At 60.6% G+C, this 25,740-nt stretch carries 25 protein-coding genes; 16 read left to right on the top strand and 9 right to left on the bottom strand.

Features of this window, described 5'->3' with window-relative positions:
• Window positions 1–30: 30 nt before the first annotated feature.
• Both FBY10_RS00835 and FBY10_RS00840 read right to left on the bottom strand, forming a co-directional pair.
• The gene (locus FBY10_RS00835; protein WP_131698512.1) at window positions 31–246 is read right to left on the bottom strand and encodes a TIGR02450 family Trp-rich protein; all 216 of its coding nucleotides are present in this window, start codon (window positions 244–246) and stop codon (window positions 31–33) included.
• A complete protein-coding gene (locus FBY10_RS00840; RefSeq protein ID WP_145335425.1) occupies window positions 243–1,229 on the bottom strand; it encodes an NAD(P)/FAD-dependent oxidoreductase in 987 nt (328 codons plus the stop codon). The genes FBY10_RS00835 and FBY10_RS00840 overlap by 4 nt, the downstream gene beginning before the upstream one ends.
• 212 nt (window positions 1,230–1,441) lie before the next feature.
• On the opposite strand from FBY10_RS00840, the gene FBY10_RS00845 reads away from it, so the two are divergent.
• Entirely contained in the window at window positions 1,442–2,341 is a 900-nt protein-coding gene (locus FBY10_RS00845; RefSeq protein ID WP_145335423.1) for a TIGR01777 family oxidoreductase, read from the top strand.
• A 15-nt stretch (window positions 2,342–2,356) separates the two neighbouring features.
• A complete protein-coding gene (gene hemH, locus FBY10_RS00850; protein WP_131698509.1) occupies window positions 2,357–3,382 on the top strand; it encodes a ferrochelatase in 1,026 nt (341 codons plus the stop codon).
• An 89-nt stretch (window positions 3,383–3,471) separates the two neighbouring features.
• Here the strand turns inward: hemH and FBY10_RS00860 are convergent, their stop codons facing one another.
• Window positions 3,472–5,568: a TonB-dependent siderophore receptor gene (locus tag FBY10_RS00860; RefSeq protein WP_145335421.1), complete on the bottom strand. Its 2,097-nt coding sequence runs from the start codon at window positions 5,566–5,568 to the stop codon at window positions 3,472–3,474.
• Window positions 5,569–5,680: 112 nt separating this feature from the next.
• Complete coding sequence (gene algW / locus FBY10_RS00865; protein ID WP_145335419.1) at window positions 5,681–6,835, bottom strand: Do family serine endopeptidase AlgW; 1,155 nt, start codon at window positions 6,833–6,835, stop codon at window positions 5,681–5,683.
• Window positions 6,836–6,937: 102 nt separating this feature from the next.
• On the opposite strand from algW, the gene FBY10_RS00870 reads away from it, so the two are divergent.
• From FBY10_RS00870 to cysN, 3 genes are all read left to right on the top strand, one after another.
• Complete coding sequence (locus tag FBY10_RS00870) at window positions 6,938–7,696, top strand: Nif3-like dinuclear metal center hexameric protein (RefSeq protein WP_131698506.1); 759 nt, start codon at window positions 6,938–6,940, stop codon at window positions 7,694–7,696.
• Between the two features lie 136 nt (window positions 7,697–7,832).
• Window positions 7,833–8,750 carry a sulfate adenylyltransferase subunit CysD gene (gene cysD / locus FBY10_RS00880; RefSeq protein ID WP_017137614.1) on the top strand — a complete coding sequence of 306 codons (918 nt, stop codon included), beginning with the start codon at window positions 7,833–7,835 and terminating at the stop codon, window positions 8,748–8,750.
• Window positions 8,751–8,759: 9 nt separating this feature from the next.
• Window positions 8,760–10,658, top strand: coding sequence for a sulfate adenylyltransferase subunit CysN (gene cysN / locus FBY10_RS00885; protein ID WP_131698504.1), 1,899 nt, complete (start codon window positions 8,760–8,762; stop codon window positions 10,656–10,658).
• A 112-nt stretch (window positions 10,659–10,770) separates the two neighbouring features.
• Here cysN and FBY10_RS00890 read toward each other — a convergent pair whose 3' ends face one another.
• From FBY10_RS00890 to FBY10_RS00900, 3 genes are all read right to left on the bottom strand, one after another.
• On the bottom strand, window positions 10,771–11,670 hold the full coding sequence (locus tag FBY10_RS00890; protein ID WP_145335417.1) for an acyltransferase: 900 nt from the start codon (window positions 11,668–11,670) through the stop codon (window positions 10,771–10,773).
• A complete protein-coding gene (gene pta, locus FBY10_RS00895) occupies window positions 11,671–13,770 on the bottom strand; it encodes a phosphate acetyltransferase (RefSeq protein WP_053131777.1) in 2,100 nt (699 codons plus the stop codon).
• Window positions 13,771–13,849: 79 nt separating this feature from the next.
• A complete protein-coding gene (locus FBY10_RS00900; RefSeq protein ID WP_306100277.1) occupies window positions 13,850–14,140 on the bottom strand; it encodes a DUF3565 domain-containing protein in 291 nt (96 codons plus the stop codon).
• On the opposite strand from FBY10_RS00900, the gene FBY10_RS00905 reads away from it, so the two are divergent.
• Window positions 14,139–14,624, top strand: a complete 486-nt coding sequence (locus FBY10_RS00905) for a peptidylprolyl isomerase (RefSeq protein WP_027606858.1) — start codon at window positions 14,139–14,141, stop codon at window positions 14,622–14,624. The genes FBY10_RS00900 and FBY10_RS00905 overlap by 2 nt on opposite strands.
• Before the next feature lie 202 nt (window positions 14,625–14,826).
• Here FBY10_RS00905 and rpsT read toward each other — a convergent pair whose 3' ends face one another.
• Window positions 14,827–15,105 (bottom strand): 30S ribosomal protein S20, encoded by a 279-nt coding sequence (gene rpsT, locus FBY10_RS00910; protein WP_145335413.1) that lies wholly within the window; start codon window positions 15,103–15,105, stop codon window positions 14,827–14,829.
• Window positions 15,106–15,358: 253 nt separating this feature from the next.
• On the opposite strand from rpsT, the gene murJ reads away from it, so the two are divergent.
• The 6 genes from murJ to ispH all read left to right on the top strand — a co-directional run bounded on the left by murJ (window position 15,359) and on the right by ispH (window position 22,825).
• On the top strand, window positions 15,359–16,897 hold the full coding sequence (murJ, locus tag FBY10_RS00915; protein ID WP_131698501.1) for a murein biosynthesis integral membrane protein MurJ: 1,539 nt from the start codon (window positions 15,359–15,361) through the stop codon (window positions 16,895–16,897).
• Window positions 16,898–17,016: 119 nt separating this feature from the next.
• Window positions 17,017–17,955: a bifunctional riboflavin kinase/FAD synthetase gene (ribF, locus tag FBY10_RS00920; protein ID WP_065924072.1), complete on the top strand. Its 939-nt coding sequence runs from the start codon at window positions 17,017–17,019 to the stop codon at window positions 17,953–17,955.
• Between the two features lie 14 nt (window positions 17,956–17,969).
• Complete coding sequence (gene ileS, locus FBY10_RS00925; protein WP_131698499.1) at window positions 17,970–20,801, top strand: isoleucine--tRNA ligase; 2,832 nt, start codon at window positions 17,970–17,972, stop codon at window positions 20,799–20,801.
• Window positions 20,794–21,306 carry a signal peptidase II gene (gene lspA, locus FBY10_RS00930; RefSeq protein ID WP_131698498.1) on the top strand — a complete coding sequence of 171 codons (513 nt, stop codon included), beginning with the start codon at window positions 20,794–20,796 and terminating at the stop codon, window positions 21,304–21,306. Before ileS ends, lspA begins: the two co-directional genes overlap by 8 nt.
• 7 nt (window positions 21,307–21,313) lie before the next feature.
• Window positions 21,314–21,751 (top strand): FKBP-type peptidyl-prolyl cis-trans isomerase, encoded by a 438-nt coding sequence (fkpB, locus tag FBY10_RS00935; RefSeq protein ID WP_174244855.1) that lies wholly within the window; start codon window positions 21,314–21,316, stop codon window positions 21,749–21,751.
• 126 nt (window positions 21,752–21,877) lie between these two features.
• On the top strand, window positions 21,878–22,825 hold the full coding sequence (gene ispH, locus FBY10_RS00940) for a 4-hydroxy-3-methylbut-2-enyl diphosphate reductase (protein WP_027606852.1): 948 nt from the start codon (window positions 21,878–21,880) through the stop codon (window positions 22,823–22,825).
• Here the strand turns inward: ispH and FBY10_RS00945 are convergent.
• The gene (locus FBY10_RS00945; protein WP_145335411.1) at window positions 22,779–23,360 is read right to left on the bottom strand and encodes a GspH/FimT family pseudopilin; all 582 of its coding nucleotides are present in this window, start codon (window positions 23,358–23,360) and stop codon (window positions 22,779–22,781) included. The genes ispH and FBY10_RS00945 overlap by 47 nt on opposite strands.
• Window positions 23,361–23,564: 204 nt before the next feature.
• On the opposite strand from FBY10_RS00945, the gene pilV reads away from it, so the two are divergent.
• Genes pilV through FBY10_RS00965 form a run of 4 tightly spaced genes read left to right on the top strand, consistent with a single transcriptional unit; the run spans window position 23,565 to window position 25,699 of the window.
• A complete protein-coding gene (gene pilV, locus FBY10_RS00950) occupies window positions 23,565–24,050 on the top strand; it encodes a type IV pilus modification protein PilV (RefSeq protein WP_145335409.1) in 486 nt (161 codons plus the stop codon).
• Window positions 24,047–24,748 carry a prepilin-type N-terminal cleavage/methylation domain-containing protein gene (locus FBY10_RS00955; RefSeq protein WP_145335407.1) on the top strand — a complete coding sequence of 234 codons (702 nt, stop codon included), beginning with the start codon at window positions 24,047–24,049 and terminating at the stop codon, window positions 24,746–24,748. Before pilV ends, FBY10_RS00955 begins: the two co-directional genes overlap by 4 nt.
• A 10-nt stretch (window positions 24,749–24,758) precedes the next feature.
• Window positions 24,759–25,286 (top strand): PilX N-terminal domain-containing pilus assembly protein, encoded by a 528-nt coding sequence (locus tag FBY10_RS00960; protein WP_371920954.1) that lies wholly within the window; start codon window positions 24,759–24,761, stop codon window positions 25,284–25,286.
• Window positions 25,287–25,297: 11 nt separating this feature from the next.
• Entirely contained in the window at window positions 25,298–25,699 is a 402-nt protein-coding gene (locus FBY10_RS00965; protein ID WP_145335403.1) for a type IV pilin protein, read from the top strand.
• Window positions 25,700–25,740: the final 41 nt, after the last annotated feature.

Here is a 25,740-nt window from a genome sequence, read left to right on the forward strand (position 1 = left end):
AAATTATTTGTACAAGTATTTGCTCGGGAGCTATTTCCAGCCGATTTGCCAATCCTCGGCATTTTGCAGGGTTTGCCAGGCCAGGCGATCAGTGCGCTTGGTCATCACGGCTTGCAGCTCGATTTCCAGCACGGTGCCTTCTTCGTCACGAAACAGCTCGGTCACCAAGAAGTGTTTTTCTTTGTTGCGGGGCCGGGCTGCCGTCCACTTCGACAGCAGCAGTTTGGCGGGGTTGATGCGGTTCATTGCAGGTGCTCGATCAAACGTCGCGCGGCTTCCTGGCCACTGAGCCATGCCCCTTCCACCCGGCCCGAGAGGCACCAGTCGCCACACACGTACAGGCCCAGGTCGGCGTCGGCCAGCACCCCGAATTCATGGGCGTTGGACGGTCGTGCGTAGAGCCAGCGGTGCGCCAGGCTGAAGGACGGTGCGGGCATGGCGCTGTGGAGCAATTCGGCGAAGGCACCGTGCAGGTGTTCGATCACCGCCTCCTTGGACAGGTCCAGGTGGGCCTTGCTCCAAGTGCTGGTGGCGTGCAGCACCCAGGTGTCGAGGGTGTTGTCGCGCCCGGGCTTGCTGCGGTTGCGCGCCAGCCAGTCGAGTGGGCTGTCTTGCACGAAGCAGCCTTCCATTGGTGTATCCAGGGGCTTGTCGAAGGCCAGGGCGATGGCCCAGGTCGGGTCCATCTTCACGCCGGCGGCGGCGCTCGCCAGTTTGGGGGCGGCGGCCAGAAGGGCAGTGGCCTGGGGGGCGGGCGTGGCGATGATCACGTGGCTGAAGGGGCCGTGGTTTTCACCGTCGGCATCCAGCAGGTTCCAGTGTTGCTTGCCTTGGAACACTTCGGTGATACGGCAACCGAACTCCACCGGCAGGTCGTCGAGCAGGGCGCGGGTGATTGCGCTCATGCGTGGCGTGCCGACCCAGCGGATCTGTTCATCGGGGGAGGGCGTGAGCTGGCCGGACTTGAAGTTGTACAGCTGGGGTTTCCATTGCTCGGCCCAGCCGTTGCTTTGCCAGCGCTGCACTTCGTTGACGAAGCGTCGGTCGCGGGCGGTGAAGTATTGGGCGCCCATGTCCAGTGCGCCGGCGTCGCTGCGCTTGCTGGACATGCGGCCGCCGCTGCCGCGGCTTTTATCGAAGAGTTGTACAACGTGCCCGGCGTCTTGTAACGCTCGGGCGGCGGAGAGACCGGCGATGCCGGTGCCGATGATCGCGATGGGGACAGTCATGGGAGGCCTCGTTTTACCGTTGGGTACAGGCTACGCCGACACCAATAGCTGTACAATATTATTTTTTGGTATAAGTTTTGGCGTACCTGATCGCTTGGCGTGACCTATGGTTAACCATGAGGCTTAAACAAAAGTCACGCTCGATTACAAATTGATCCCTGCTTATAAAATAGACTAGTGATCGGCGGCGAACGTTACATGAGGAGCGTCCCATGCATATTTTGCTGACCGGCGGTACCGGCCTGATCGGTCGCCAACTCTGCCAACACTGGATTGCCCAAGGGCATCGCCTGACGGTGTGGAGCCGTCATCCTGAAGACGTCGCCCGGTTGTGTGGTGCAACGGTGCTGGGCGTGGGTCGTCTGGAGGAGGTGATTGGCGCGGTGGACGCGGTGGTTAACCTGGCGGGTGCGCCGATTGCTGACCGTCCCTGGACCCACAAACGCAAGGCGTTGCTTTGGAGTAGCCGCATCGGCTTGACCGAAACCCTGCTGGCCTGGCTCGAAAGCCAGGCGCAGAAACCGGCGGTGCTGGTTTCCGGTTCGGCGGTGGGCTGGTACGGCGACGGTGGTGAGCGCGAACTGACCGAGGCCAGCGGGCCGGTACAAGACGATTTCCCCAGCCAACTGTGCATCGCCTGGGAAGAAACCGCCCAGCGTGCCGAAGCGATGGGCATCCGCGTGGTGCTGGTGCGTACCGGCCTGGTGCTGGCGGCCGAGGGCGGCTTTTTGTCGCGCCTGTTGCTGCCGTTCAAGCTCGGGCTGGGCGGGCCTATCGGCAACGGGCGGCAGTGGATGCCTTGGGTGCATATCAGGGATCAAATCGCCCTGATTGATTTTCTTCTGCACAAGGATGACGCCAGCGGTCCTTATAATGCCTGCGCGCCGCACCCGGTGCGTAACCGCGAGTTCGCCAAGACATTGGGCCAGGTGCTGCACCGCCCGGCGTTCATGCCGATGCCGGCCTTTGCGTTGAAGGTGGGTTTGGGCGAGTTGTCCGGCTTGTTGCTGGGCGGCCAGAAAGCATTGCCCGAACGCCTGGTGGCGGCCGGTTTCACTTTCCAGTTCACTGAGTTGCGTGCGGCTTTGGACGACGTTTCCAGCCGCCTCTAAGAGATAGGATGTTGCATGACGGATCACGCGTTGTTACTGGTCAACCTGGGCTCACCGGCGTCCACTTCGGTGGCCGATGTGCGCAGCTACCTCAATCAGTTCCTGATGGACCCTTATGTAATCGACCTGCCGTGGCCGGTACGGCGCTTGCTGGTATCGCTGATCCTGATCAAGCGCCCCGAGCAGTCTGCCCATGCCTACGCCTCGATCTGGTGGGACGAGGGCTCGCCGTTGGTGGTACTAAGTCGTCGCCTGCAACAGCAGATGACCGCGCAGTGGACCCAGGGGCCCGTGGAGTTGGCGATGCGTTATGGCGAGCCTTCCCTGGAAACGACCCTCACGCGGTTGGCCGCCCAAGGTATTCAAAAGGTCACGCTGGCGCCCTTGTACCCGCAATTTGCCGACAGCACCGTGACCACGGTGATTGAGGAAGCCAAGCGGGTGGTGCGTGACAAAAAGCTCAACGTACAGTTCTCGATCCTGCAGCCGTTCTACGATCAGGCTGAATACCTCGATGCGTTGGCAGCCAGCGCCCGACCTTATATAGACGCGCATTACGACCACTTGCTGCTGAGCTTCCACGGCTTGCCCGAGCGCCATCTGAAAAAGCTCGACCCTACCGGTGCGCACTGTTTCAAGGACGCGGACTGCTGCAAGAATGCCTCGCCTGAGGTGCTCGCTACCTGCTACCGCGCGCAATGCTTCAGCGTTGCCCGGGATTTCGCCGCGCGCCTGGGCTTGCCCGACGACAAATGGTCAGTGGCATTTCAATCGCGCCTGGGTCGCGCGAAATGGATCGAACCCTACACCGAGGCACGCCTGGAAGCGCTGGCCCAGCAAGGGGTGAAAAAGCTGCTGGTGATGTGCCCCGCGTTTGTTGCCGATTGCATCGAGACCCTGGAAGAGATCGGTGATCGTGGTCGGGAGCAATTCCGCGAGGCGGGCGGTGAGGAGTTGGTGCTGGTGCCGTGCCTCAATGATGACCCGCAATGGGCGGCGGCGCTCAATACCCTCTGCGAAAGAGCACCGCTGTCACTGTAGGCGCGAGCTTGCTCGCGAAGGTCGTTAACGATAACGCAGTGCATCTGGGGTAATGCGGCGCTCTCAGGTGCTTCGCGAGCAAGGGGCGGTTAGAGGTTGAGGGTCAGGCTGACGGTGAAGTTGCGCGGCTCGCCGGGATTGACCCAGTAATTGCTGTAGGACCGCTCGTAGTACTTTTCATCGAACAGGTTGTTGAGGTTCAGGCCCACGGTGACGTTCTGCGTGGCCTTGTAATGGGCCAGCAAATCGACGGTGTGGTAGGCGGGCAGCTCAAAGCGACTGCCCGCTTCACCCGAGCGATCCCCTACATAGGTGAACGCCGCGCCCAGGTCTGAACCGCGTAACGCACCTTCCTGGAATTCATACACTCCCAACAGACTGCCGCTGCGCTTGGCCACGCCAAGAATTCGGCTACCTGCTGGAATGGATTTATCACCCTTGGTCACTTCGGCGTCGATGTAGGCAAAGGCGCCGATCACTCGTACGGCATCGGTCAGTTGTCCTGTCAGTTGCAGGTCGAAGCCCTGGCTGCGTGCCTTGCCCATGGCGCGGTTGGTATTGGTGGCCGGGTCCAGGGCCAGCACGTTTTCCTTTTCAATATGGAAGGCAGCGAGGGTGGCGCTGAGGCGGTCGTCGAACAGCTCGCTCTTGATCCCCACCTCATAGCCCACGCCTTCTTCGGGCTTAAAGGTCTTACCGGTGGCGCCCAGGCCGCTGTTGGGTTTGAACGAGGTGGAGGCGTTGGCGAATACGCCGACCTCTGGCGTCAGTTGGTAGAGCAGGCCGGCGCGCTGGGTAAGTGCGTCGTGGGTTTGCCGACTCTTGGCATGGTTACGGGTGAAGTCGTCGGTGCTTTGTTCGAAATGCTCGAAGCGCGCGCCGACCATGCCGCGCAGGCGGTCGGTGAAGATGATCTGGTCTTGCAGGTTCAGCGCCTGGCTTTTGGTCTGTTCGAAGAAGTCGGTGCCGGAACGTTCGCCGTTGGGTTTGGGCTGGCCGTAGACCGGGTTGTAGAGGTCGATGGGGTAGAGGCTGCCGGCAATGGCGGTGACGCGCTCCTTCTTGCGGTAATCCTCGTACTCGGTGCCGACCAGCAGTTCATGTTGCCAACTGCCAATCTCAAACAGGCCGCGCAGTTCCAGTTGGGTGATGCTGTCGTGCCAACCCATGGAACGTTCGCGGTAACGGCGGTTGAGGGTGTGGCCGTCGGCGTTCAGCGCGCGGTTTTCCGAGGCGTCGCCCCACAGGCTGCCTTGCTTGTAATGGCTGGCCAGGCGCAGTTTCCAGGCGTCGTTGAGGTGATGCTCAAGGGTGGCCTGGATGCGGTTGTTGTGGTTGTCGATATCGCCGTCGTTGGGTTCGCCGAGGAAAGTGGAGCGCGATACGCCGGGGGCGTCGACGATGCCCCGGTCGAAGGTGGAGCTGTGGCGTACGAATTCGCTTTCCACCAGCAGGCGGGTGTCCGGGTCCAGCTGCCAGCTGAATGAGGGCGCGACAAATACGCGCTTGCTCTCGACGTGATCGCGGAAGCTGTTGTTGTCTTCCACCGCCAGGTTGACCCGCGACAGCAGGTTGCCCTCGCTGTCCAGTGGCGTGTTGACGTCCAAGGCGGTGCGATAGCGATCCCAACTGCCGGCGCTGGTTTGCAGGGTGGTGAAGGCTTCAGGCTGAGGCTTTTTGGTGACGATATTCACGGTGCCGCCGGGATCACCACGGCCATACAGGCTGGCTGCCGGGCCCTTGAGCACTTCGATACGTTCGATATTGGCCGCGTCCGGCGTGCTCGGATAGCCACGGTTGGCGCTGAAACCGTCCTGGTAGAACTCCGACGTGGTGAAACCGCGCACGCTGTATTCATAGAGGGTAAGGCCGCCAAAGTTGTTCTGCTTGGACACGCCGCCGGCGAACTCCAGGGCGCGTTCCACGCTGGTGCTGCCTAGGTCCGTGAGTACCGAGGCGGGAATCACGCTGATGGACTGTGGGATGTCGCGAAGGGCGGTGTCGGTTTTAGTCGCGCTGGCAGAACGGGTGGCGCGGTAGCCGTTGACCGGGCCGGTGGCGGATTCATAGGCGTCGGTGGTGACGCTGATGGCGTCCAGCTCAACGGTATTGTCTTCGGCAAAGGCGGGGTCCAGCAACAAACCCAAGGCCAGGCCAGCCAGGGGGGCAAACTTTCGAGACGGCATGATAGAGCGTTCCAATGGCGATATTGAAACAATATAACATGTCCAATGAGAATGCTTCTGCTCTGAAACATGAGCTTACAGGTACCCGCGAACGGGTACCTGCCGAGGTGATTTATTCCTCTTCCTTGACCGGTGCAGGCGGTGGGCGCAGGCCGATTTCCGCCAGCAGCTTGATTTCTTTACCGTTGCGCATCACCTGGATCGCCACCTTGTCGGTCGGCTTGATCCGCGCGACCTGGTTCATCGACTTGCGCCCATCACCGGCCGGTTCGCCGTTGATGCTGAGGATCACATCCCCCAACTGCAGGCCGGCTTTCTGTGCCGGGCCATCGCGGAAGATCCCGGCGACCACGATGCCAGGGCGCCCGGTCAGGCCAAACGATTCGGCCAGTTCCTTGGTCAACGGCTGCACTTCAATCCCCAGCCAGCCGCGAATTACCTGGCCGTGCTCGATGATCGACTTCATCACTTCCATCGCCAGCTTCACCGGGATCGCAAAGCCGATGCCCTGGGAACCGCCGGACTTGGAGAAAATCGCCGTGTTGATGCCGGTCAGGTTGCCATTGGCATCCACCAGTGCGCCGCCGGAGTTGCCCGGGTTGATCGCCGCGTCGGTCTGGATGAAATCTTCGTAGCTGTTCAGCCCCAACTGGTTACGCCCTGTGGCGCTGATGATGCCCATGGTCACCGTCTGGCCCACCCCGAACGGGTTGCCGATGGCCAGTGCCACATCACCCACCCGCAGCCCATCGGAGCGGCCGAGGGTGATGGAAGGCAGGCTTTTCAAATCGATCTTCAGGACCGCGAGGTCGGTTTCCGGGTCGCTGCCCACCACGCGGGCCAGGGTTTCGCGGCCGTCACGCAGGGCCACCACAATCTGGTCGGCGCCGGTGGTCACGTGGTTATTGGTGAGGATGTAGCCTTCGGGGCTCATGATCACCCCGGAACCCAGGCTGGACTCCATGCGGCGCTGCTTGGGCCCGTTGTCACCGAAATAACGGCGGAACTGCGGATCTTCAAACAACGGATGGGCCGGCTTGTTGATGACCTTGGTGGTGTACAGGTTGACCACGGCCGGAGCGGCGATGACCACCGCGTCCGCGTAAGTCACCGGGCCTTGCACCACCGAGCTGGTCTGCGGCGCCTGTTGCAGGTTGACATCTAAGGTGGGTAAGCCCACCCACTGGGGATAACGCTGAATAATCAGCATCGCGATCAGCACGCCAGCCAGCAATGGCCATCCAAAAAAACGCAGTGCCTTGAGCATCAAGTAAGTCCTGACAGGTTGCAGGGGGCGGGAGAGCGCCCATAATGTCGCGCATTATACGAGGCTGCGAGCGCCTCGGAACGGGATATTTAGGAGTCTTTTATGGCCGTCCCCCTTACCACCCTCGTCGAGGAAGCGGACCGCTACCTTGGCAGCGCAAAAATTGCCGATTATTGCCCCAATGGCCTTCAGGTCGAGGGGCGGCCGCAAGTGATGCGCATCGTCAGCGGCGTGACCGCCAGCCAGGCCCTGCTGGACGCGGCCGTCGAAGCCCAGGCCGATTTGATCCTGGTGCACCACGGTTATTTCTGGAAAGGCGAAAACCCCTGTATCACCGGCATGAAGCAACGCCGCCTGAAAACCCTGCTCAAGCACGACATCAGCCTGTTGGCCTACCACCTGCCGCTGGACCTGCACCCCGACGTTGGCAACAACGTGCAACTCGCCCGACAGCTGGAAGTCACCGTCGAAGGCCCACTGGACCCGAGCAACCCCAAGATCGTCGGTCTGGTCGGCTCGCTCGCCGAACCGCTGTCGCCCCGCGACTTCGCCCGGCGTGTGCAGGATGTGATGGGCCGCGAGCCGCTGCTGATCGAAGGCAGCCAGATGATCCGCCGCGTCGGCTGGTGCACCGGTGGTGGCCAGGGTTACATCGACAACGCCATCGCCGCCGGCGTCGACTTGTTCCTGAGCGGTGAAGCCTCCGAGCAAACCTTCCACAGCGCCCGGGAAAACGACATCAGCTTTATCGCCGCCGGCCACCACGCCACCGAGCGTTACGGCGTACAGGCTCTGGGCGACTACCTGGCGCGGCGCTTTGCCTTGGAGCATCTGTTCATCGATTGCCCCAACCCGATTTGACGGCCAAACCTTGGGGCATATTGATATACCGTTTCGATCTAGCCGGCGCCCTGAATAGAAGAAGGTGCTGTGCTAGCATGCCCCGCTCGAACACGGCCCGCTGGCCGTCCATAAGATCGTTTTTCCGTGAGTAACCATGGTCGACAAACTGACGCATCTGAAACAGCTGGAGGCGGAAAGCATCCACATCATCCGCGAGGTCGCCGCCGAGTTCGATAACCCGGTGATGCTCTACTCGATCGGTAAAGACTCCGCCGTGATGCTGCACCTGGCGCGCAAGGCCTTCTTCCCGGGCAAGCTGCCGTTCCCGGTGATGCACGTCGACACCCGCTGGAAATTTCAGGAGATGTACAAGTTCCGCGACAAAATGGTCGAAGAGCTGGGCCTGGACCTGATCACCCACGTCAACCCGGACGGCGTGGCGCAGGGCATCAACCCGTTCACCCACGGCAGCGCCAAGCACACCGACATCATGAAGACCGAAGGCCTCAAGCAGGCCTTGGACAAGCATGGTTTCGACGCTGCCTTCGGCGGTGCCCGTCGCGATGAAGAGAAATCCCGTGCCAAAGAGCGCGTGTACTCGTTCCGCGACAGCAAGCACCGCTGGGACCCGAAGAACCAGCGCCCGGAGCTGTGGAACGTCTACAACGGCAACGTCAACAAGGGTGAGTCGATCCGTGTGTTCCCGCTGTCCAACTGGACCGAGCTGGACATCTGGCAGTACATCTACCTGGAAGGCATCCCGATCGTACCGCTGTACTTCGCCGCCGAACGCGATGTCATCGAGAAGAACGGCACGTTGATCATGATCGACGACGACCGCATCCTCGAGCACCTGTCCGACGAAGACAAAGCCCGAATCGTCAAAAAGAAAGTACGTTTCCGTACCCTTGGCTGCTACCCGTTGACGGGCGCGGTGGAGTCCGAAGCCGAGACGCTGACGGACATCATTCAGGAAATGCTCCTGACGCGAACTTCCGAGCGCCAGGGCCGTGTCATCGACCACGATGGTGCAGGCTCGATGGAAGATAAAAAACGTCAAGGCTATTTCTAAGGGGCTGTCATGTCGCATCAATCTGATTTGATCAGCGAGGACATCCTCGCCTACCTGGGCCAGCACGAGCGCAAGGAAATGTTGCGCTTCCTGACCTGTGGCAACGTCGACGACGGCAAGAGCACCCTGATCGGGCGCCTGCTGCACGACTCCAAGATGATCTACGAAGATCACCTGGAAGCCATCACCCGTGACTCGAAAAAGTCCGGCACCACCGGTGACGACATCGACCTGGCGTTGCTGGTCGACGGCCTGCAGGCCGAGCGTGAGCAGGGCATCACCATCGATGTTGCCTACCGCTATTTCTCCACCGCCAAGCGCAAATTCATCATCGCCGACACCCCCGGCCATGAGCAGTACACCCGCAACATGGCCACCGGTGCCTCCACCTGTGATCTGGCGATCATCCTGATCGACGCCCGCTACGGCGTGCAGACCCAGACCCGTCGCCACAGCTATATCGCCTCGTTGCTGGGCATCAAGCACATCGTGATCGCCGTCAACAAGATGGACATCAATGGCTTTGACCAAAGCGTGTTCGAGTCGATCAAGGCCGATTACCTGAAGTTCGCCGAGGGCATCGCCTTCAAGCCGAGCACCATGGCATTCGTGCCGATGTCGGCGCTCAAGGGCGACAACGTGGTGAACAAGAGCGAGCACTCGCCCTGGTACACCGGCCAGTCGCTGATGGAGATCCTCGAGACCGTCGAGATCGCCAATGACCGCAACTACACCGACCTGCGTTTCCCGGTGCAGTACGTCAACCGTCCGAACCTGAACTTCCGTGGGTTTGCCGGCACCCTGGCCAGCGGCATCGTGCACAAGGGCGACGACGTCGTGGTGCTGCCGTCGGGCAAGAGCAGCCGCGTCAAATCCATCGTCACCTTCGAAGGTGAGCTGGAGCACGCCGGCCCAGGCCAGGCCGTGACCCTGACCATGGAAGACGAGATCGACATCTCCCGTGGCGACCTGCTGGTGCATGCCGACAACGTGCCGCAAGTGACCGACGCCTTCGACGCCATGCTGGTGTGGATGGCCGAAGAACCGATGCTGCCGGGCAAGAAATATGACATCAAGCGCGCCACCAGCTACGTGCCGGGTTCCATCACCAGCATCGTGCACCGTGTGGACGTGAACACCCTGGCCGAAGGCCCGGCGAGTTCGCTGCAGTTGAACGAAATCGGCCGGGTCAAGGTCAGCCTCGACGCCGCCATCGCATTGGATGGCTACGACAGCAACCGCACCACCGGTGCGTTTATCGTCATCGACCGCTTGACCAACGGTACCGTGGGCGCCGGCATGATCATCGCACCGCCGATTACCCACGGCAGTGCGGCCCATCATGGCAAGTTGGCCCATGTCGCCACCGAGGAGCGCGCCCAGCGTTTCGGCCAGCAACCGGCCACAGTGTTGTTCAGCGGCCTGTCAGGCGCGGGCAAGAGCACCTTGGCCTATGCGGTCGAGCGCAAGCTGTTCGACATGGGCCGTGCGGTGTTTGTGCTGGATGGCCAGAACCTGCGTCACGACCTGAATAAAGGGTTGCCGCAGGACCGTGCCGGACGTACCGAGAACTGGCGTCGTGCCGCTCACGTGGCGCGTCAGTTCAACGAAGCCGGCCTGCTGACCCTGGCCGCGTTCGTCGCCCCGGATGCCGAAGGCCGTGAACAGGCCAAGGCGCTGATTGGCAGCGATCGCCTGCTGACCGTGTACGTGCAGGCCTCGCCGCTGGTGTGTGCCGAGCGTGATCCGCAGGGCCTGTACGCGGCGGGTGGGGATAACATCCCTGGCGAATCCTTCCCGTACGACGTGCCGTTGAATGCCGACCTGGTAATCGACACCCAGGCCCTGTCGCTGGAAGACAGTGTCAAGCAAGTGTTGGAGCTGTTGCGTCAGCGCGGCGCGATCTAAACCTCGCTGCAGTCAAATGTGGGAGGGGGCTTGCCCCCGATAGCAGTGTGTCAGTCAGTACATCTGTCACTGATCCACCGCTATCGGGGGTAAGCCCCCTCGCACATTTTGGTTATCGTTTGTCTGGGAAGTCTTTGTGAAGTCGGTCCAGCAACGCATCCTTGGTTTCCCACAGCTGGTTGATCCACCCCTGGAACGCCAACCGATACTCCCCATCCTGCTCATAATTTTTGCCGATAAACTCGGCCGGAATCTGCACCTCTTCAAACTGCACCACCACGTCCTTCACATTCCCGCACAGCAAATCCCAATACCCAGGGCGTCCGCCAGGGTAGTGAATGGTCACGTTGACCAGTGATTTCAGCTGTTCCCCCATGGCATCCAGCACAAACGCGATACCACCCGCCTTGGGCTTGAGCAGGTAGCGAAACGGCGACTTCTGCTGTGCGTGCTTGCTCGGCGTAAAGCGCGTGCCTTCGGCAAAGTTGAAAATGCCCACCGGATTGTTGCGAAACTTCGCACAGGTCTTGCGGGTGGTTTCCAGGTCTTTGCCTTTTTTCTCCGGGTGCTTCTCCAGGTAGGCCTTGGTGTAGCGCTTCATGAACGGAAAGCCCAACGCCCACCACGCCAAGCCAATCACCGGCACCCAGATCAACTCCTGCTTGAGGAAGAACTTCAGCGGGCGAATGCGTCGATTGAGCACGTATTGCAGGACCATGATGTCGACCCAGCTCTGGTGGTTGCTGGTGACGAGGTACGAGTGCTGGTAGTCCAGGCCTTCAAGGCCTTTAAGGTGCCAGCGGGTGCTGCGCACCAGGTTCATCCAACCCTTGTTGTTGGTGACCCAGGCTTCATGGGTGTGGTTCATCAGCCATTCACTGAAGCGTTTGGCGAAGGGCAGGGCCTTGAACAGCGCCACGACAAACAGGAACGAACACAGCAGGATCGTGTTCAGCGCCAGCAACAAGGACGCGATCACCCCGCGTACGGCGGCAGGTAGAAAATCCAGCATTTAGATATCCATAGGTCGGTTGGCGGCTTGGATCGCAGTCAGCGCGATGGTGTACACGATGTCGTCGACCTGGGCGCCACGAGGCAGGTCGTTGACCGGTTTGCGCAGGCCTTGGAGCATCGGCCCCAGGCTGACGCAATCGGCACTGCGTTGCACGGCCTTGTGCGTGGTATTGCCGGTGTTCAGGTCTGGGAACACGAACACGGTGGCTTTACCGGCGACCAGGCTGTCGGGGGCCAGTTGGCGGGCGACGGTTTCGTTGGCGGCGGCGTCGTATTGCAGGGGGCCGTCGATCAGAAGCGAGCTTTGCTGCTCATGAGCGAGCAGGGTGGCTTCGCGGACCTTCTCCACTTCCTCACCGCTGGCCGAGTCGCCGCTGGAGTAGCTGATCATCGCCACACGCGGGGTGATGCCGAAGGCGGCGGCCGAGTCGGCGCTTTGCAAGGCGATTTCCGCCAGCTCGGCGGCACTTGGGTGCGGGTTCATCACGCAGTCGCCGTAGACCAGCACCTGCTCGGGGAACAGCATGAAGAACACCGATGACACCAGGGTGCAGCCCGGTGCGGTCTTGATCAGCTGCAAGGCCGGGCGAATGGTGTTGGCGGTGGAGTGGATAACTCCGGAGACCAGACCGTCCACTTCATCCAGTGCGAGCATCATGGTGGCGATCACCACGGTGTCTTCCAGTTGCTGCTCGGCCATCGGCGCATTCAGGCTCTTGCTCTTGCGCAGGGCAACCATGGGCTCGACGTAGCGCTGGCGAATCAGGTCCGGGTCGAGAATCTCCAGGCCTTCGGGCAATTCGATGCCTTGGGCGCGCGCGACGGCTTCCACGTCAGCCGGCTTGGCCAGCAGCACGCAGCGCGCGATGCCCCTTGCCTGGCAAATGGCGGCGGCTTGCACGGTCAGCGGCTCGCTGCCCTCGGGCAGCACAATGCGTTTGTTAGCGGCCTGGGCGCGTTGGATCAACTGGTAGCGGAACACCGCCGGCGACAGGCGCATCTCCCGTGGCGTGCCGCAGCGCTGGTGCAGCCAGCGCGCGTCGAGGTGGCTGGCGACGAAATCGGTGATGATCTCCGCGCGCTCGCGGTCATCAATGGGGATTTCCTTGTTGAGGTTGTTGAGCAGGTTGGCGGTTTCGTAGGAACCGGTACTCACCGACAAAACCGGCAGCCCAGCCTGGAAGGCGCCGCGGCACAGCTCCATGATGCGCGGGTCGGGCAGGGTATCGCTGGTCAGCAGCAGGCCGGCCAGGGGCACGCCGTTGATCGCGGCCAGGCTGACGGCGAGGATGATGTCGTCACGGTCGCCGGGGGTCACCACCAGCACGCCGGGCTTGAGCAGCTCCACGGTGTTACGCATGGTGCGGGCGCAGATGATGATCTTGGTCATGCGCCGGGTTTCGTAGTCGCCGGCGTTGAGGATCTGCGCGCCCATCAGATCGGCCACGTCGCGGGTGCGCGGCGCGTTGAGTTCCGGCTGGTAAGGAATGCAGCCGAGCAGGCGGAAATCACCGCTGCGCAGCAAGGGGGAATGCTCCTTGAGGCGCGCCGAGAAGGCTTCCATGCTTTCGTCGGTGCGTACCTTGTTCAGGATCACGCCGAGCACTTTCGGGTCTTTCGGGCCGCCGAACAGTTGGGCCTGCAATTCCACGCGGCCGGAGAGTTCGGTGAGCACTTCGTTTTCCGGGGCCGAGACCAGGATCACTTCTGCGTCCAGGCTCTTGGCCAGGTGCAGGTTGACCCGGGCCGCATAGCTGGCGCTGCGGGTCGGCACCATGCCTTCGACGATCAGCACGTCCTTGCCCACGGCGGCTTGCTGGTAAAGGGTGATGATTTCCTCGAGCAGTTCGTCGAGCTGGCCGTCGCCGAGCATCCGCTCCACGTGAGCCAGGCCCAGGGGCTGTGGTGGTTTTAGTCCGTGGGTGCGCGCTATCAGTTCAGTGGAGCGCTCAGGGCCGGTATCGCCAGGGTGCGGCTGGGCAATCGGCTTGAAGAAGCCGACTTTCAGGCCGGCTCGCTCAAGGGTACGCACCAGCCCAAGGCTGATGGAGGTCAGGCCCACACCAAAATCGGTGGGCGCGATAAAAAAAGTCTGCATGCGAATTCTCTGGAGGTGCATGGCTTCGGTGGCGCTCTATGGTTGAGTGCCTGCCGGGAATCAGGTGCCAAGGTTATCGTTATTCGGGCGCTTGCGCACACCAGCCGCAGGCAAAGGGCTGGCCTATTTTTTCCAGGCGCTGCGCGGGGGCCAGAACCCAGGCGCGGGACTGCCACGGAGGCTGGTGGCGCAGGTGCTGGGTGTGGCCGCAAGACAGCTCGGCAACCCAGTGACCCTCCTCGTCCTGGTGGAAACCGATGATCAAGGATGCCGTTGATCGGCCCCGTCCGTCCGGGTTCTGTTCGCTTTCGGGCAAATCCTTGTTTAGACTTGTCCGTTCTTCATTCTTATGCAAAAGGTCTCGCCCCATGACGATCGCCGCTAACAAGGCTGTCTCCATCGACTATACCCTGACCAACGACGCTGGTGAGGTCATCGACAGCTCAGCCGGCGGCGCGCCGCTGGTCTACCTGCAAGGCGCAGGTAACATCATCCCAGGCCTGGAAAAGGCTCTGGAAGGCAAGAGCGTTGGTGATGAGCTGACCGTTGCCGTAGAACCTGAAGATGCCTACGGCGAATACTCCGCCGAACTGGTCAGCACCCTGAGCCGCAGCATGTTCGAAGGTGTTGATGAGTTGGAAGTGGGCATGCAGTTCCACGCTTCCGCGCCGGACGGTCAAATGCAGATCGTCACCATCCGTGATCTGGACGGCGACGACGTCACCGTCGACGGCAACCACCCTCTGGCTGGTCAGCGCCTGAACTTCCAAGTGAAGATCGTTGCCATCCGCGACGCTTCCCAGGAAGAAGTGGCCCACGGTCACGTCCACGGTGAAGGCGGTCATCACCATTGATTGATGTTTTGATCAAGTGGTAGCAAAAACGCCCCGACTGGTTCGGGGCGTTTTTTTGTGCGCTTGAAAATCTCTACCGGATACCCCTCCCACATTTTGCTCGTGGTGTATTTTCAGGCGCAAACAAAAATGCCCCAGACCTTTCGGTATGGGGCATTTCTTAACTGTTTCGCAACCGGGGTTGCGTTGCAGTTGCTACCACTTAGGCTGCAGCAAGAACGCTCAGAGCCTTGATGTGGCCATTCAGGCGGCTCTTATGACGAGCGGCCTTGTTCTTGTGGATGATGCCTTTATCGGCCATACGGTCGATAACTGGCACAGCCAGAACGTAAGCTGCTTGAGCTTTTTCAGCGTCTTTGGTGTCGATGGCTTTAACTACATTCTTGATGTAGGTACGAACCATGGAACGCAGGCTGGCGTTGTGGCTGCGACGCTTCTCAGCCTGTTTTGCACGTTTTTTGGCGGAAGGTGTGTTGGCCACCGTCGAGCTCCTCGAAAGACTTTTTAGGAAATAGCAAACAAAATAGGCCGCGAATCATGCCGATGACTTGATGTGTTGTCAAGGCCGGCTGATGCGAACTGCTGAGTGGTCGATCTGAAGAGGCGGGTGATTTATTTCCGGCGCTTGACCTGTAAACTCGCGAGCTTTGGCGCTGTGCTGTTGCAGGCGCGCAGTATCGCATAAGTAGGCGCTTAGTTCGCCTGCTCTTTATCTATAGGCGCAAACTCTTTCAATGAATCTGCTCAAATCGTTGGCCGCCGTCAGCTCTATCACGATGATCTCCCGGGTTTTGGGGTTTGTGCGTGACACCCTGCTGGCGCGTATTTTTGGCGCCAGCATGGCCACGGATGCATTCTTTATTGCATTTAAACTGCCCAACCTGCTGCGGCGGATCTTTGCCGAGGGCGCATTTTCCCAGGCGTTCGTGCCGATTCTGGCCGAGTACAAGACCCAGCAGGGGGAGGAGGCGACCCGTACCTTCATTGCCTACGTCTCGGGCCTGCTGACCCTGGTGTTGATGCTGGTGACCATCGTCGGCATGCTCGCCGCGCCTTGGGTGATCTGGGCCACGGCGCCGGGTTTTGCCAATACGCCGGAAAAATTCGCGCTGACCACTGATCTGTTGCGAGTGACCTTTCCTTATATATTGCTGATCTCGCTGTCATCCCTGGCCGGTGCGATCCTCAACACCTGGAACCGTTTCTCGGTACCGGCGTTCGTGCCGACGCTGCTTAACGTCAGCATGATTATCTTTGCCCTGTTCCTGACACCTTACTTCGATCCGCCGGTCATGGCCCTTGGCTGGGCCGTGCTGGCCGGTGGCCTGGCGCAGTTGCTCTACCAACTGCCGCACCTGAAAAAGATCGGCATGCTCGTGTTGCCGCGCCTGAACCTCAAGGACACCGGCGTCTGGCGTGTGATGCGCAATATGTTGCCGGCGATCCTTGGCGTGTCGGTGAGCCAGATTTCCCTGATCATCAACACCGCGTTCGCCTCGTTGCTGGTATCCGGCTCGGTGTCGTGGATGTATTACGCCGACCGCCTCATGGAGTTACCGTCCGGCGTGCTGGGCGTGGCCCTGGGCACCATTTTGCTGCCGACGCTGGCGCGCACCTACGCCAGCAAGGATCGCCAGGAATACTCGCGCATCCTCGACTGGGGGCTGCGCCTGTGCTTCGTCCTGGTGTTGCCGTGCGCACTGGCCTTGGGGATCCTGGCCGAGCCGCTGACAGTGTCGCTGTTCCAATACGGGCAATTCGATGCCCATGATGCATTGATGACTCAGCATGCGCTGGTGGCTTATTCCGTCGGCCTGCTCGGCATCATCGTGATCAAGGTGTTGGCGCCTGGTTTCTATGCCCAGCAAAACATCCGCACCCCGGTAAAGATCGCGATCTTCACCCTGATCGTCACGCAACTGCTCAACCTGGTGTTTATCGGCCCGCTGGCCCATGCCGGCCTGGCCCTGGCCATCAGTGCTGGAGCCTGCATCAATGCCGGCCTGCTGTTTTATCAACTGCGTAAGCAACAGATGTTCCAGCCTCAGCCTGGCTGGGGCATGTTCGCCCTCAAGTTACTGGTGGCTGTTGCGATGATGTCGGCGGTATTGCTCGGCCTGATGCACTTCATGCCGGCCTGGGATGAAGGCCATATGCTGGAGCGCTTCATGCGCCTGGGCATGCTGGTGGTGGCCGGTGTGGTGGTGTACTTCGGGATGTTGCTGCTGCAGGGCTTCCGCCTGCGGGATTTCAATCGCAAGTCGTTGAGTTAGAGAGTTTGTCGCGATAAAACGGTTGTTTTATCGATTCGATCCATTTGCCCTGCGCTGTTGCCTGTCGTCCGGGGCCGGGTGTGGTTATAATCGACCACTTTATGAGCAAGAAGCGCGTTATGCAGCTGGTTCGAGGTCTCCACAACCTGCGCCCTGAGCATCGGGGCTGCGTCGCCACTATTGGCAACTTTGACGGTGTTCACCGTGGCCACCAGGCTATCCTGGCCCGGCTGCGCGAGCGTGCGGTTGAGTTGGGCGTACCCAGCTGCGTGGTGATTTTTGAGCCGCAGCCGCGGGAATATTTCACCCCGGAAACGGCGCCGGCGCGTCTGGCCCGCCTGCGGGACAAGCTGCAACTGCTGGCCGAAGAAGGCGTGGACCGCGTCCTCTGCCTGGCTTTCAACCAGCGTTTGCAAAGCCTCAGTGCCGCCGAGTTCGTCGACCGCATACTGGTAGATGGCCTGGGCGTACAGCATTTGGAGGTCGGCGACGACTTCCGTTTTGGTTGCGACCGGGTCGGGGATTTCGAATTCCTGCAACACGCCGGTATCACCCAGGGTTTTACCGTCGAAGCCGCGCAAACCGTCGAACTGGATGGCCTGCGCGTGAGCAGCACCCAAGTGCGTAACGCCCTGGCCGCTGCCGACTTCGCCTTGGCCGAGCGTTTGCTCGGTCGCCCGTTCCGCATTGCCGGGCGGGTACTGCACGGCCAGAAGCTGGCGCGCCAACTGGGCACGCCAACCGCCAACGTGCAACTCAAGCGCCGCCGTGTGCCGCTGACCGGGGTTTACCTGGTCAGCGTCGACATCGACGGCCAGTCGTGGCCGGGAGTCGCCAACATAGGCGTCAGGCCCACGGTTGCAGGTGATGGCAAGGCCCACCTGGAAGTTCACCTTTTGGATTTTGCCGGTGATCTGTATGACCGGCGTTTGACGGTGGTTTTCCACCAGAAGCTGCGTGAAGAGCAGCGTTTCGCCTCCCTTGAGGCGTTGAAAACGGCGATCAATGCGGATGTCGCCGCCGCCCGTGCACTAGCCGCACCTAGCGCCCATCGCTAACCGAAGAGCCTTAAATGACCGACTATAAAGCCACGCTAAACCTTCCGGACACCGCCTTCCCAATGAAGGCCGGCCTGCCACAGCGCGAACCGCAGATCCTGCAGCGCTGGGACAGTATTGGCCTGTACGGAAAGTTGCGCGAAATTGGCAAGGATCGTCCGAAATTCGTTCTGCACGACGGCCCTCCTTATGCCAACGGCACGATTCACATCGGTCATGCGCTGAACAAAATTCTCAAGGACATGATCCTGCGCTCGAAAACCCTTTCGGGCTTCGACGCGCCTTATGTCCCGGGTTGGGACTGCCACGGCCTGCCGATCGAACACAAGGTCGAAGTGACCCACGGCAAGAACCTGGGTGCCGATAAAACCCGCGAGCTGTGCCGTGCCTACGCTGCCGAGCAGATCGAAGGGCAGAAGTCCGAATTCATCCGCCTGGGTGTGCTGGGCGAGTGGGACAACCCGTACAAAACCATGAGCTTCAAGAACGAGGCCGGTGAAATCCGTGCCTTGGCCGAAATCGTCAAGGGCGGTTTCGTGTTCAAGGGCCTCAAGCCTGTGAACTGGTGCTTCGATTGCGGTTCGGCCCTGGCTGAAGCGGAAGTCGAGTACGAAGACAAGAAGTCCTCGACCATCGACGTAGCCTTCCCGATTGCCGACGACGCCAAGCTGGCCCAGGCGTTTGGCCTGGCAAGCCTGAGCAAACCGGCTGCCATCGTGATCTGGACCACTACCCCGTGGACCATTCCCGCCAACCAGGCGCTGAACGTGCACCCGGAATTCACCTACGCCCTGGTGGACGTCGGTGATCGCCTGCTGGTGTTGGCCGAGGAAATGGTCGAAGCGTGCCTGGCTCGCTACGAGCTGCAAGGTTCGGTGATTGCCACCACCACCGGTTCCGCGCTGGAACTGATCAACTTCCGTCACCCGTTCTATGACCGTCTGTCGCCGGTGTACCTGGCTGACTACGTCGAGTTAGGTTCGGGTACCGGTGTGGTTCACTGCTCGCCCGCCTATGGGGTGGACGACTTCGTGATCTGCAAAAAGTACGGCATGGTCAACGATGAGATCATCAACCCGGTGCAAAGCAACGGTGTTTACGTGCCGTCGCTGGAATTCTTCGGCGGCCAGTTCATCTTCAAGGCCGACCAGCCGATCATCGACAAGCTGCGTGAAGTCGGTGCGCTGATGCAAACCGACACCATCAAGCACAGCTACATGCACTGCTGGCGTCACAAAACCCCGCTGATCTACCGCGCCACCGCGCAATGGTTTATCGGCATGGACAAAGAGCCGACCAGCGGCGACACCCTGCGTGTGCGCTCGCTCAAGGCCATCGAAGACACCAAGTTCGTACCGGCCTGGGGTCAGGCGCGCCTGCATTCGATGATCGCCAACCGTCCGGACTGGTGCATCTCCCGTCAACGCAACTGGGGTGTGCCGATCCCGTTCTTCCTTAACAAGGAAAGCGGTGAGCTGCACCCACGTACCGTCGAACTGATGGAAGTGGTGGCCCAGCGTGTCGAACAGGAAGGCATCGAAGCCTGGTTCAAGCTGGATGCTACCGAGCTGCTGGGCGACGAGGCACCGCTGTACGACAAGATCAGCGACACCCTGGACGTATGGTTCGACTCGGGCACCACCCACTGGCACGTGCTGCGCGGCTCGCACCCGATGGGCCACGAGACCGGCCCGCGTGCCGACCTGTACCTGGAAGGCTCCGACCAACACCGTGGCTGGTTCCATTCCTCGTTGCTGACCGGTTGCGCTATCGACAACCACGCGCCGTACCGCGAGCTGCTGACCCACGGCTTCACCGTCGACGAGACGGGCCGCAAGATGTCCAAGTCGCTGAAGAACGTGATCGAACCGAAAAAGATCAATGACACGCTGGGTGCCGACATCATGCGCCTGTGGGTGGCGTCGACCGATTATTCGGGCGAGATCGCCGTATCGGACCAGATCCTGGCTCGTAGCGCCGACGCCTACCGCCGTATCCGTAATACCGCACGCTTCCTGCTGTCGAACCTGACCGGTTTCAATCCGGCCACCGACATCCTGCCGGCCGAGGACATGCTTGCCCTGGACCGTTGGGCTGTGGACCGTACCCTGTTGCTGCAACGCGAGTTGCAAGAGCACTACGGCGAATACCGCTTCTGGAACGTGTACTCGAAGATCCACAACTTCTGCGTGCAGGAGCTGGGTGGTTTCTACCTCGACATCATCAAGGATCGCCAGTACACCACTGGTGCCAACAGCAAGGCCCGCCGTTCGGCGCAGACCGCGCTGTACCACATCTCCGAAGCGCTGGTGCGCTGGATCGCACCGATCCTGGCCTTCACCGCCGACGAACTGTGGGAATACCTGCCGGGCGAGCGTAACGAGTCCGTCATGCTCAACACCTGGTACCAAGGCTTGACCGAACTGCCGGCCGACTTCGAACTGGGCCGCGAGTACTGGGAAGGCGTAATGGCCGTCAAGGTTGCGGTGAACAAGGAGCTGGAGGTTCAGCGTGCGGCCAAGGCCGTCGGTGGCAACCTCCAGGCCGAAGTCACCCTCTTTGCCGAGGAAGGCCTGACTGCCGACCTGACCAAGTTGAGCAACGAGCTGCGCTTCGTGTTGATCACTTCCACTGCGAGCCTGGCACCGTTTGCCCAGGCACCGGCGGACGCCGTGGCCACTGAAGTACCGGGCCTCAAGCTCAAAGTGGTCAAGTCGGCCTTCCCTAAGTGCGCCCGTTGCTGGCACTGCCGGGAAGATGTCGGGGTGAACCCTGAGCATCCGGAAATCTGCGGTCGTTGCGTCGACAACATCTCCGGTGAAGGCGAGGTTCGCCACTATGCCTAATGCAGCCAGTCGTTTCGGACGTCTGGGCTGGCTCGTACTGAGCGTGCTGGTCCTGGTCATTGACCAGGTCAGCAAGGCTCACTTCGAGGGCTCCCTGGAAATGTTCCAGCAAATCGTGGTGATCCCGGATTACTTCAGCTGGACCCTGGCCTACAACACCGGTGCCGCTTTCAGCTTCCTGGCTGACGGTGGCGGCTGGCAACGCTGGCTGTTCGCGCTGATCGCCGTGGTGGTCAGCGCGGTGCTCGTGGTCTGGCTCAAACGCCTGGGCCGCGATGAAACCTGGCTGGCCATCGCCTTGGCCCTGGTACTGGGCGGCGCCCTGGGCAACCTGTACGACCGTATTGCCTTGGGCCATGTGATCGACTTCATCCTGGTGCATTGGCAGAACCGCCATTACTTCCCGGCGTTCAATTTTGCCGACAGCGCCATCACCGTCGGCGCAATCATGCTGGCGCTGGACATGTTCAAAAGTAAGAAAACCGGAGAGACCGTCAATGACTGATCAGGTATTGGCTGAGCAACGCATCGGCCAGAACACGGAAGTCACCTTGCATTTCGCGCTGCGCCTGGAGAATGGCGACACGGTCGATAGCACGTTCGACAAAGCCCCGGCGACTTTCAAGGTCGGCGACGGCAACCTGCTGCCGGGTTTTGAAGCGGCACTGTTCGGTTTCAAGGCCGGCGACAAGCGCACCCTGCAGATTCTGCCGGAAAACGCCTTTGGCCAGCCCAACCCGCAAAACGTGCAGATCATCCCGCGTTCGCAGTTCCAGGACATGGACCTATCGGAAGGCCTGCTGGTGATTTTCAACGATGCGGCGAATACCGAGCTGCCTGGTGTGGTCAAAACCTTCGATGACGCGCAAGTAACCATCGACTTCAACCACCCGTTGGCCGGTAAAACCTTGACGTTCGACGTTGAAATCTTCGACGTTAAAGCACTTTGATCAACGCCCCGATCTAAAATGTGGGATCGGGCCGGGGAGGGAGGGGGCAAGCCCCCTCCCTCCTTTGATCTCCATTGTCAGTTCACTAGCATCAACTCTGACCAAGCGCCAGACACGAGGCACAGCATGCAAATCAAACTCGCCAACCCCCGTGGCTTCTGCGCCGGCGTGGACCGGGCGATCGAAATCGTCAACCGCGCCCTGGAAGTCTTCGGGCCGCCGATTTATGTGCGCCATGAGGTCGTCCATAACAAGTTCGTGGTCGAAGACCTGCGTGCACGTGGCGCCATCTTTGTCGAAGAGCTGGAGCAGGTGCCGGACGACGTTATCGTTATCTTCAGCGCCCACGGTGTTTCCCAGGCCGTACGTACCGAAGCGGCTGGCCGTGGCCTGAAAGTATTCGACGCCACCTGTCCGCTGGTCACCAAGGTACATATCGAGGTCGCGCGCTACAGCCGTGATGGTCGCGAATGCATCCTGATCGGCCATGCCGGCCACCCGGAGGTCGAAGGCACTATGGGCCAATACGATGGCAGCAATGGTGGCGCCATCTACCTTGTGGAAGACGAAAAAGACGTCGCCAGCTTGCAGGTTCACAACCCTGAGCGTTTGGCATTCGTGACCCAGACCACTTTGTCCATGGATGACACCAGCCGCGTGATCGACGCGCTGCGCAGCCGCTTCCCGGCCATTGGTGGGCCACGCAAGGACGACATCTGCTATGCCACCCAAAACCGCCAGGATGCAGTCAAGCAGTTGGCCGATGAATGCGATGTAGTGCTGGTGGTCGGCAGCCCTAACAGCTCCAACTCCAACCGCCTGCGCGAATTGGCCGAACGCATGGCGACACCGGCATACCTGATCGACGGTGCTGAAGATATGCAGCGCAGTTGGTTCGATGGTGTCGAGCGTATTGGTATCACGGCGGGCGCTTCGGCCCCGGAAGTCCTGGTGCGCGGTGTCATCCAGCAGTTGCATGCCTGGGGGGCTACGGGCGCCGATGAGTTGGCCGGTCGTGAAGAGAACATCACTTTCTCCATGCCCAAGGAGCTGCGGGTTCGCTCGCTGCTCTGAATGCCAGGGTGCCGAAGTAACTTCGGCACAACGCCTGTTCGGCTCTATCGCTGCGCAGGCTGATGCGCCCACTGGGCGCCAGCACCACCTGGTGCAGGCTCTGCAGCGAGTCCGTGGCGCAGATGTGTACAGTGCCAGCACGAAAACCTCCCCCAGCAAATACCGGTTCGCCCAGCCCGCTGAAGCGTACTTGGCTTTTAACCGGTCCATTCCCGACTATCGGCACCCGACCGCTGCCCTGGCGTTCCAGTAGCACCGGGTTGTCGTCGTCCAGATGACCGCGCCCACTTACATCCAAAATGACCCGCCAACCTTGGCTCCAGTCATCGTCCAGTGCATGGATGACCACTGCCCGATTGCGCGCGATGGCTTCAGTGCGCGCGAAGCGAAGTCCGTTCGTCAGTGATTGCGCGGCGCTTTGTCGCTGCTGTGATGCCAGCAGGCCCATGAAATTGGGGGTGGCCAGATGCGCCAGGATGCCGCTCACGAGCAGTCCGAGCAGCAGTTCGATCAGGGTGAAACCTCGTTGTTCCATACGCCGTCCCTCCGTGGACGTGTGTGCATAGCGGGTTGAAATCTAGGTATAGCGTCCAGTTCGGGTTACCGAATGGTGGCCTTTGTGTCCAAAGTATTTCCCTTTGTTCCGTGGGCAGCGCTGGTCAAAAACCGACGCTAGTCTGGTGTCGCACGGCAGGGTTTTCCTGTTTTTCTTCGGCCCTCGACATGGATGACGACGGTAATGCTTACTTGCCTGAAAACCTGTTCGCCCCTGGCTTTTCCTCGTTATGAAATCGGCACGACGTTGATCGAAGTGCTGGTGGCGGTGCTGATTCTCGCCGTCGGCCTGCTAGGTGCGGTGGTGCTCCAGCTCAATGCCCTCAAGTACACCGACAATTCGAGGATGACCAGCCAGGCCAGTTTCATCGCTTACGATATGCTCGACCGAATCCGTGCCAATTCCGGCGCCGACTATTCATTGCGCCGGGACGAACGGGCGCCGACGAGTACTGCGACCACCAGCGTGCGTGATGTGGACCTACATGATTTCCAGGCCAATATCCGCGGTTTTGCCGGGGAAAGTGCCAAAGGCTCCGTGGCGGTCAGTGCAGACGAAGTGACTGTCAGTATCAGTTGGGATGACAGCCGGGGTGCAAATAGGCCTGGCGCGCGGGAAACCTTCACCCTGACCAGTCGCATCGACAATGAGCCTGGTGTGATGCGATGAGACATGGAGTTAGAGGTTTCAGCCTAGTGGAATTGTTGCTGGCCCTGGTCGTCGGTTTAGTGCTGGTGCTGGGGGGGAGCCAAGTGCTGATCAGTTCCCGAGTGACCTACGCCAGCCATCAGGCGGCCATGTTGCTGCAGGATGATGCGCGGTTTGTACTGGGCAAGATGATCCAGGACATTCGTCAGGCGGGAATGTTTGGCTGTTTGGCCCCGGTCTTTATCGAGAACGCCCCGCCAGCCTTTGAAAGGCCTGTCAGCTGGAGTGCCGGGGACAGTTCAAAGTCGCTCACGCTGGTCACCGCCGATGTCGGCGATGGCAGGCCTGACTGGACGGTGCTCTCCGACTGCACTGCTACCGCTCAAGCCTATTCAGGCAGCTCACCTGCGCCTGCTCCCGGGCAGATTCGTTTTGCGATTCGGCAACTGACCTACACCTTCGAGGCGGGCCAGTTGAAGGTCAGCACGCCTGCCGCGCCGGCCAAGGCTGTGTTGGTGGATAACGTACGGGCTTTCGATGTCAGTTTCGGCGTGGCTGCCAGCCCGGCATCCGTTCGGGTTGTGCGTTATGACGCTATCCCAACCGATGAATCCTTGATCCGCAGCGTACGCATCCGCATGACGCTGCAAGACCCGACGGGGCGGGTAAAAGATCAAACCTACAGCGTCGTGGCGGCACTGCGAAACCGTGTGGGGTAGGGAGGCCATGATGCAGGCGGAAGGTGTTTTGTTGCGGCAGCGGGGAATGGTCCTGCTGATAAGCCTGGTGTTTTTGCTGCTGTTGTCGGTGATCGGCCTGTCTTCCATAGAGGGGGCGATAACCCAGCAAAAGATCGCAGGCAGCCTGTGGCACCGCAACCAGTCGCTGCAAACTGCAGAAAGTGGTTTGAGGCTTGGAGAGCAAGGTGTGAGGCGAAAGGGGGCGGCTTTGCCGCAGTGCCCGTCGATCGCTGCCTGCGGGCCACCGGATGAAGCGTTTTCGGTGGTGGGTGCCGGGCCCCATCCTGTGTCATCGGTCAACTGGGTTGCCATCAAGGGTGGGCTCTACGGTATTCAGTCCCTGGGGCCGGCTGTAGGGCTGCCGCATGTGCCGCCGCAAACCCTGGCGACGTTGTACCGGATAACAGCGGTCGGGCTCAGTGGCCAATCGCGCACGGTATTGGAGAGCGTGTATGTGCGGGTGGAGGAGGAAAGTGGCTCGCGGTTTCGGCGGGTTTCGTGGCGGCAACTTCAATAAGGAGCATTGGAATGGGCAAGGACAGCCAGGGCTTTACCCTGATCGAGTTATTGATCGCCGTGGCGATCATCGCATTTCTGGCCGGAATCGCTTATCCCGGGTACACCGGCCATGTGAAAAAGGTCTATCGCGCGGAAATTGTCGCGCTGCTGACTGAGCAAGCTCAGCATCTGGAGCGCTTTTATGTGAGGAACGGCACTTTTATTGACGCAAGCGGCGTCAGTACGGGCAATCATCGCTATAGAATCACCGCATCGTTGAACCCTCAGGATTTCTACCTGGTCGCTACGCCGGGTGCTGACTCGGTGATGGCTGGCGACCCTTGCGGTGACTTCAGCTTGGGCAGCACTGGTGCGCGTGGCAATCCGGGTGCTGCACCTGAAATGTCGCGCCAGATATGCTGGGGGCAATGATGAGGGTGCTGGATGATTGGGCGCCGGGTGCGCGTTTTCCT

It is taken from the genome of Pseudomonas sp. SJZ103 (assembly GCF_007828335.1).
Taxonomy (GTDB): Bacteria; Pseudomonadota; Gammaproteobacteria; order Pseudomonadales; family Pseudomonadaceae; genus Aquipseudomonas.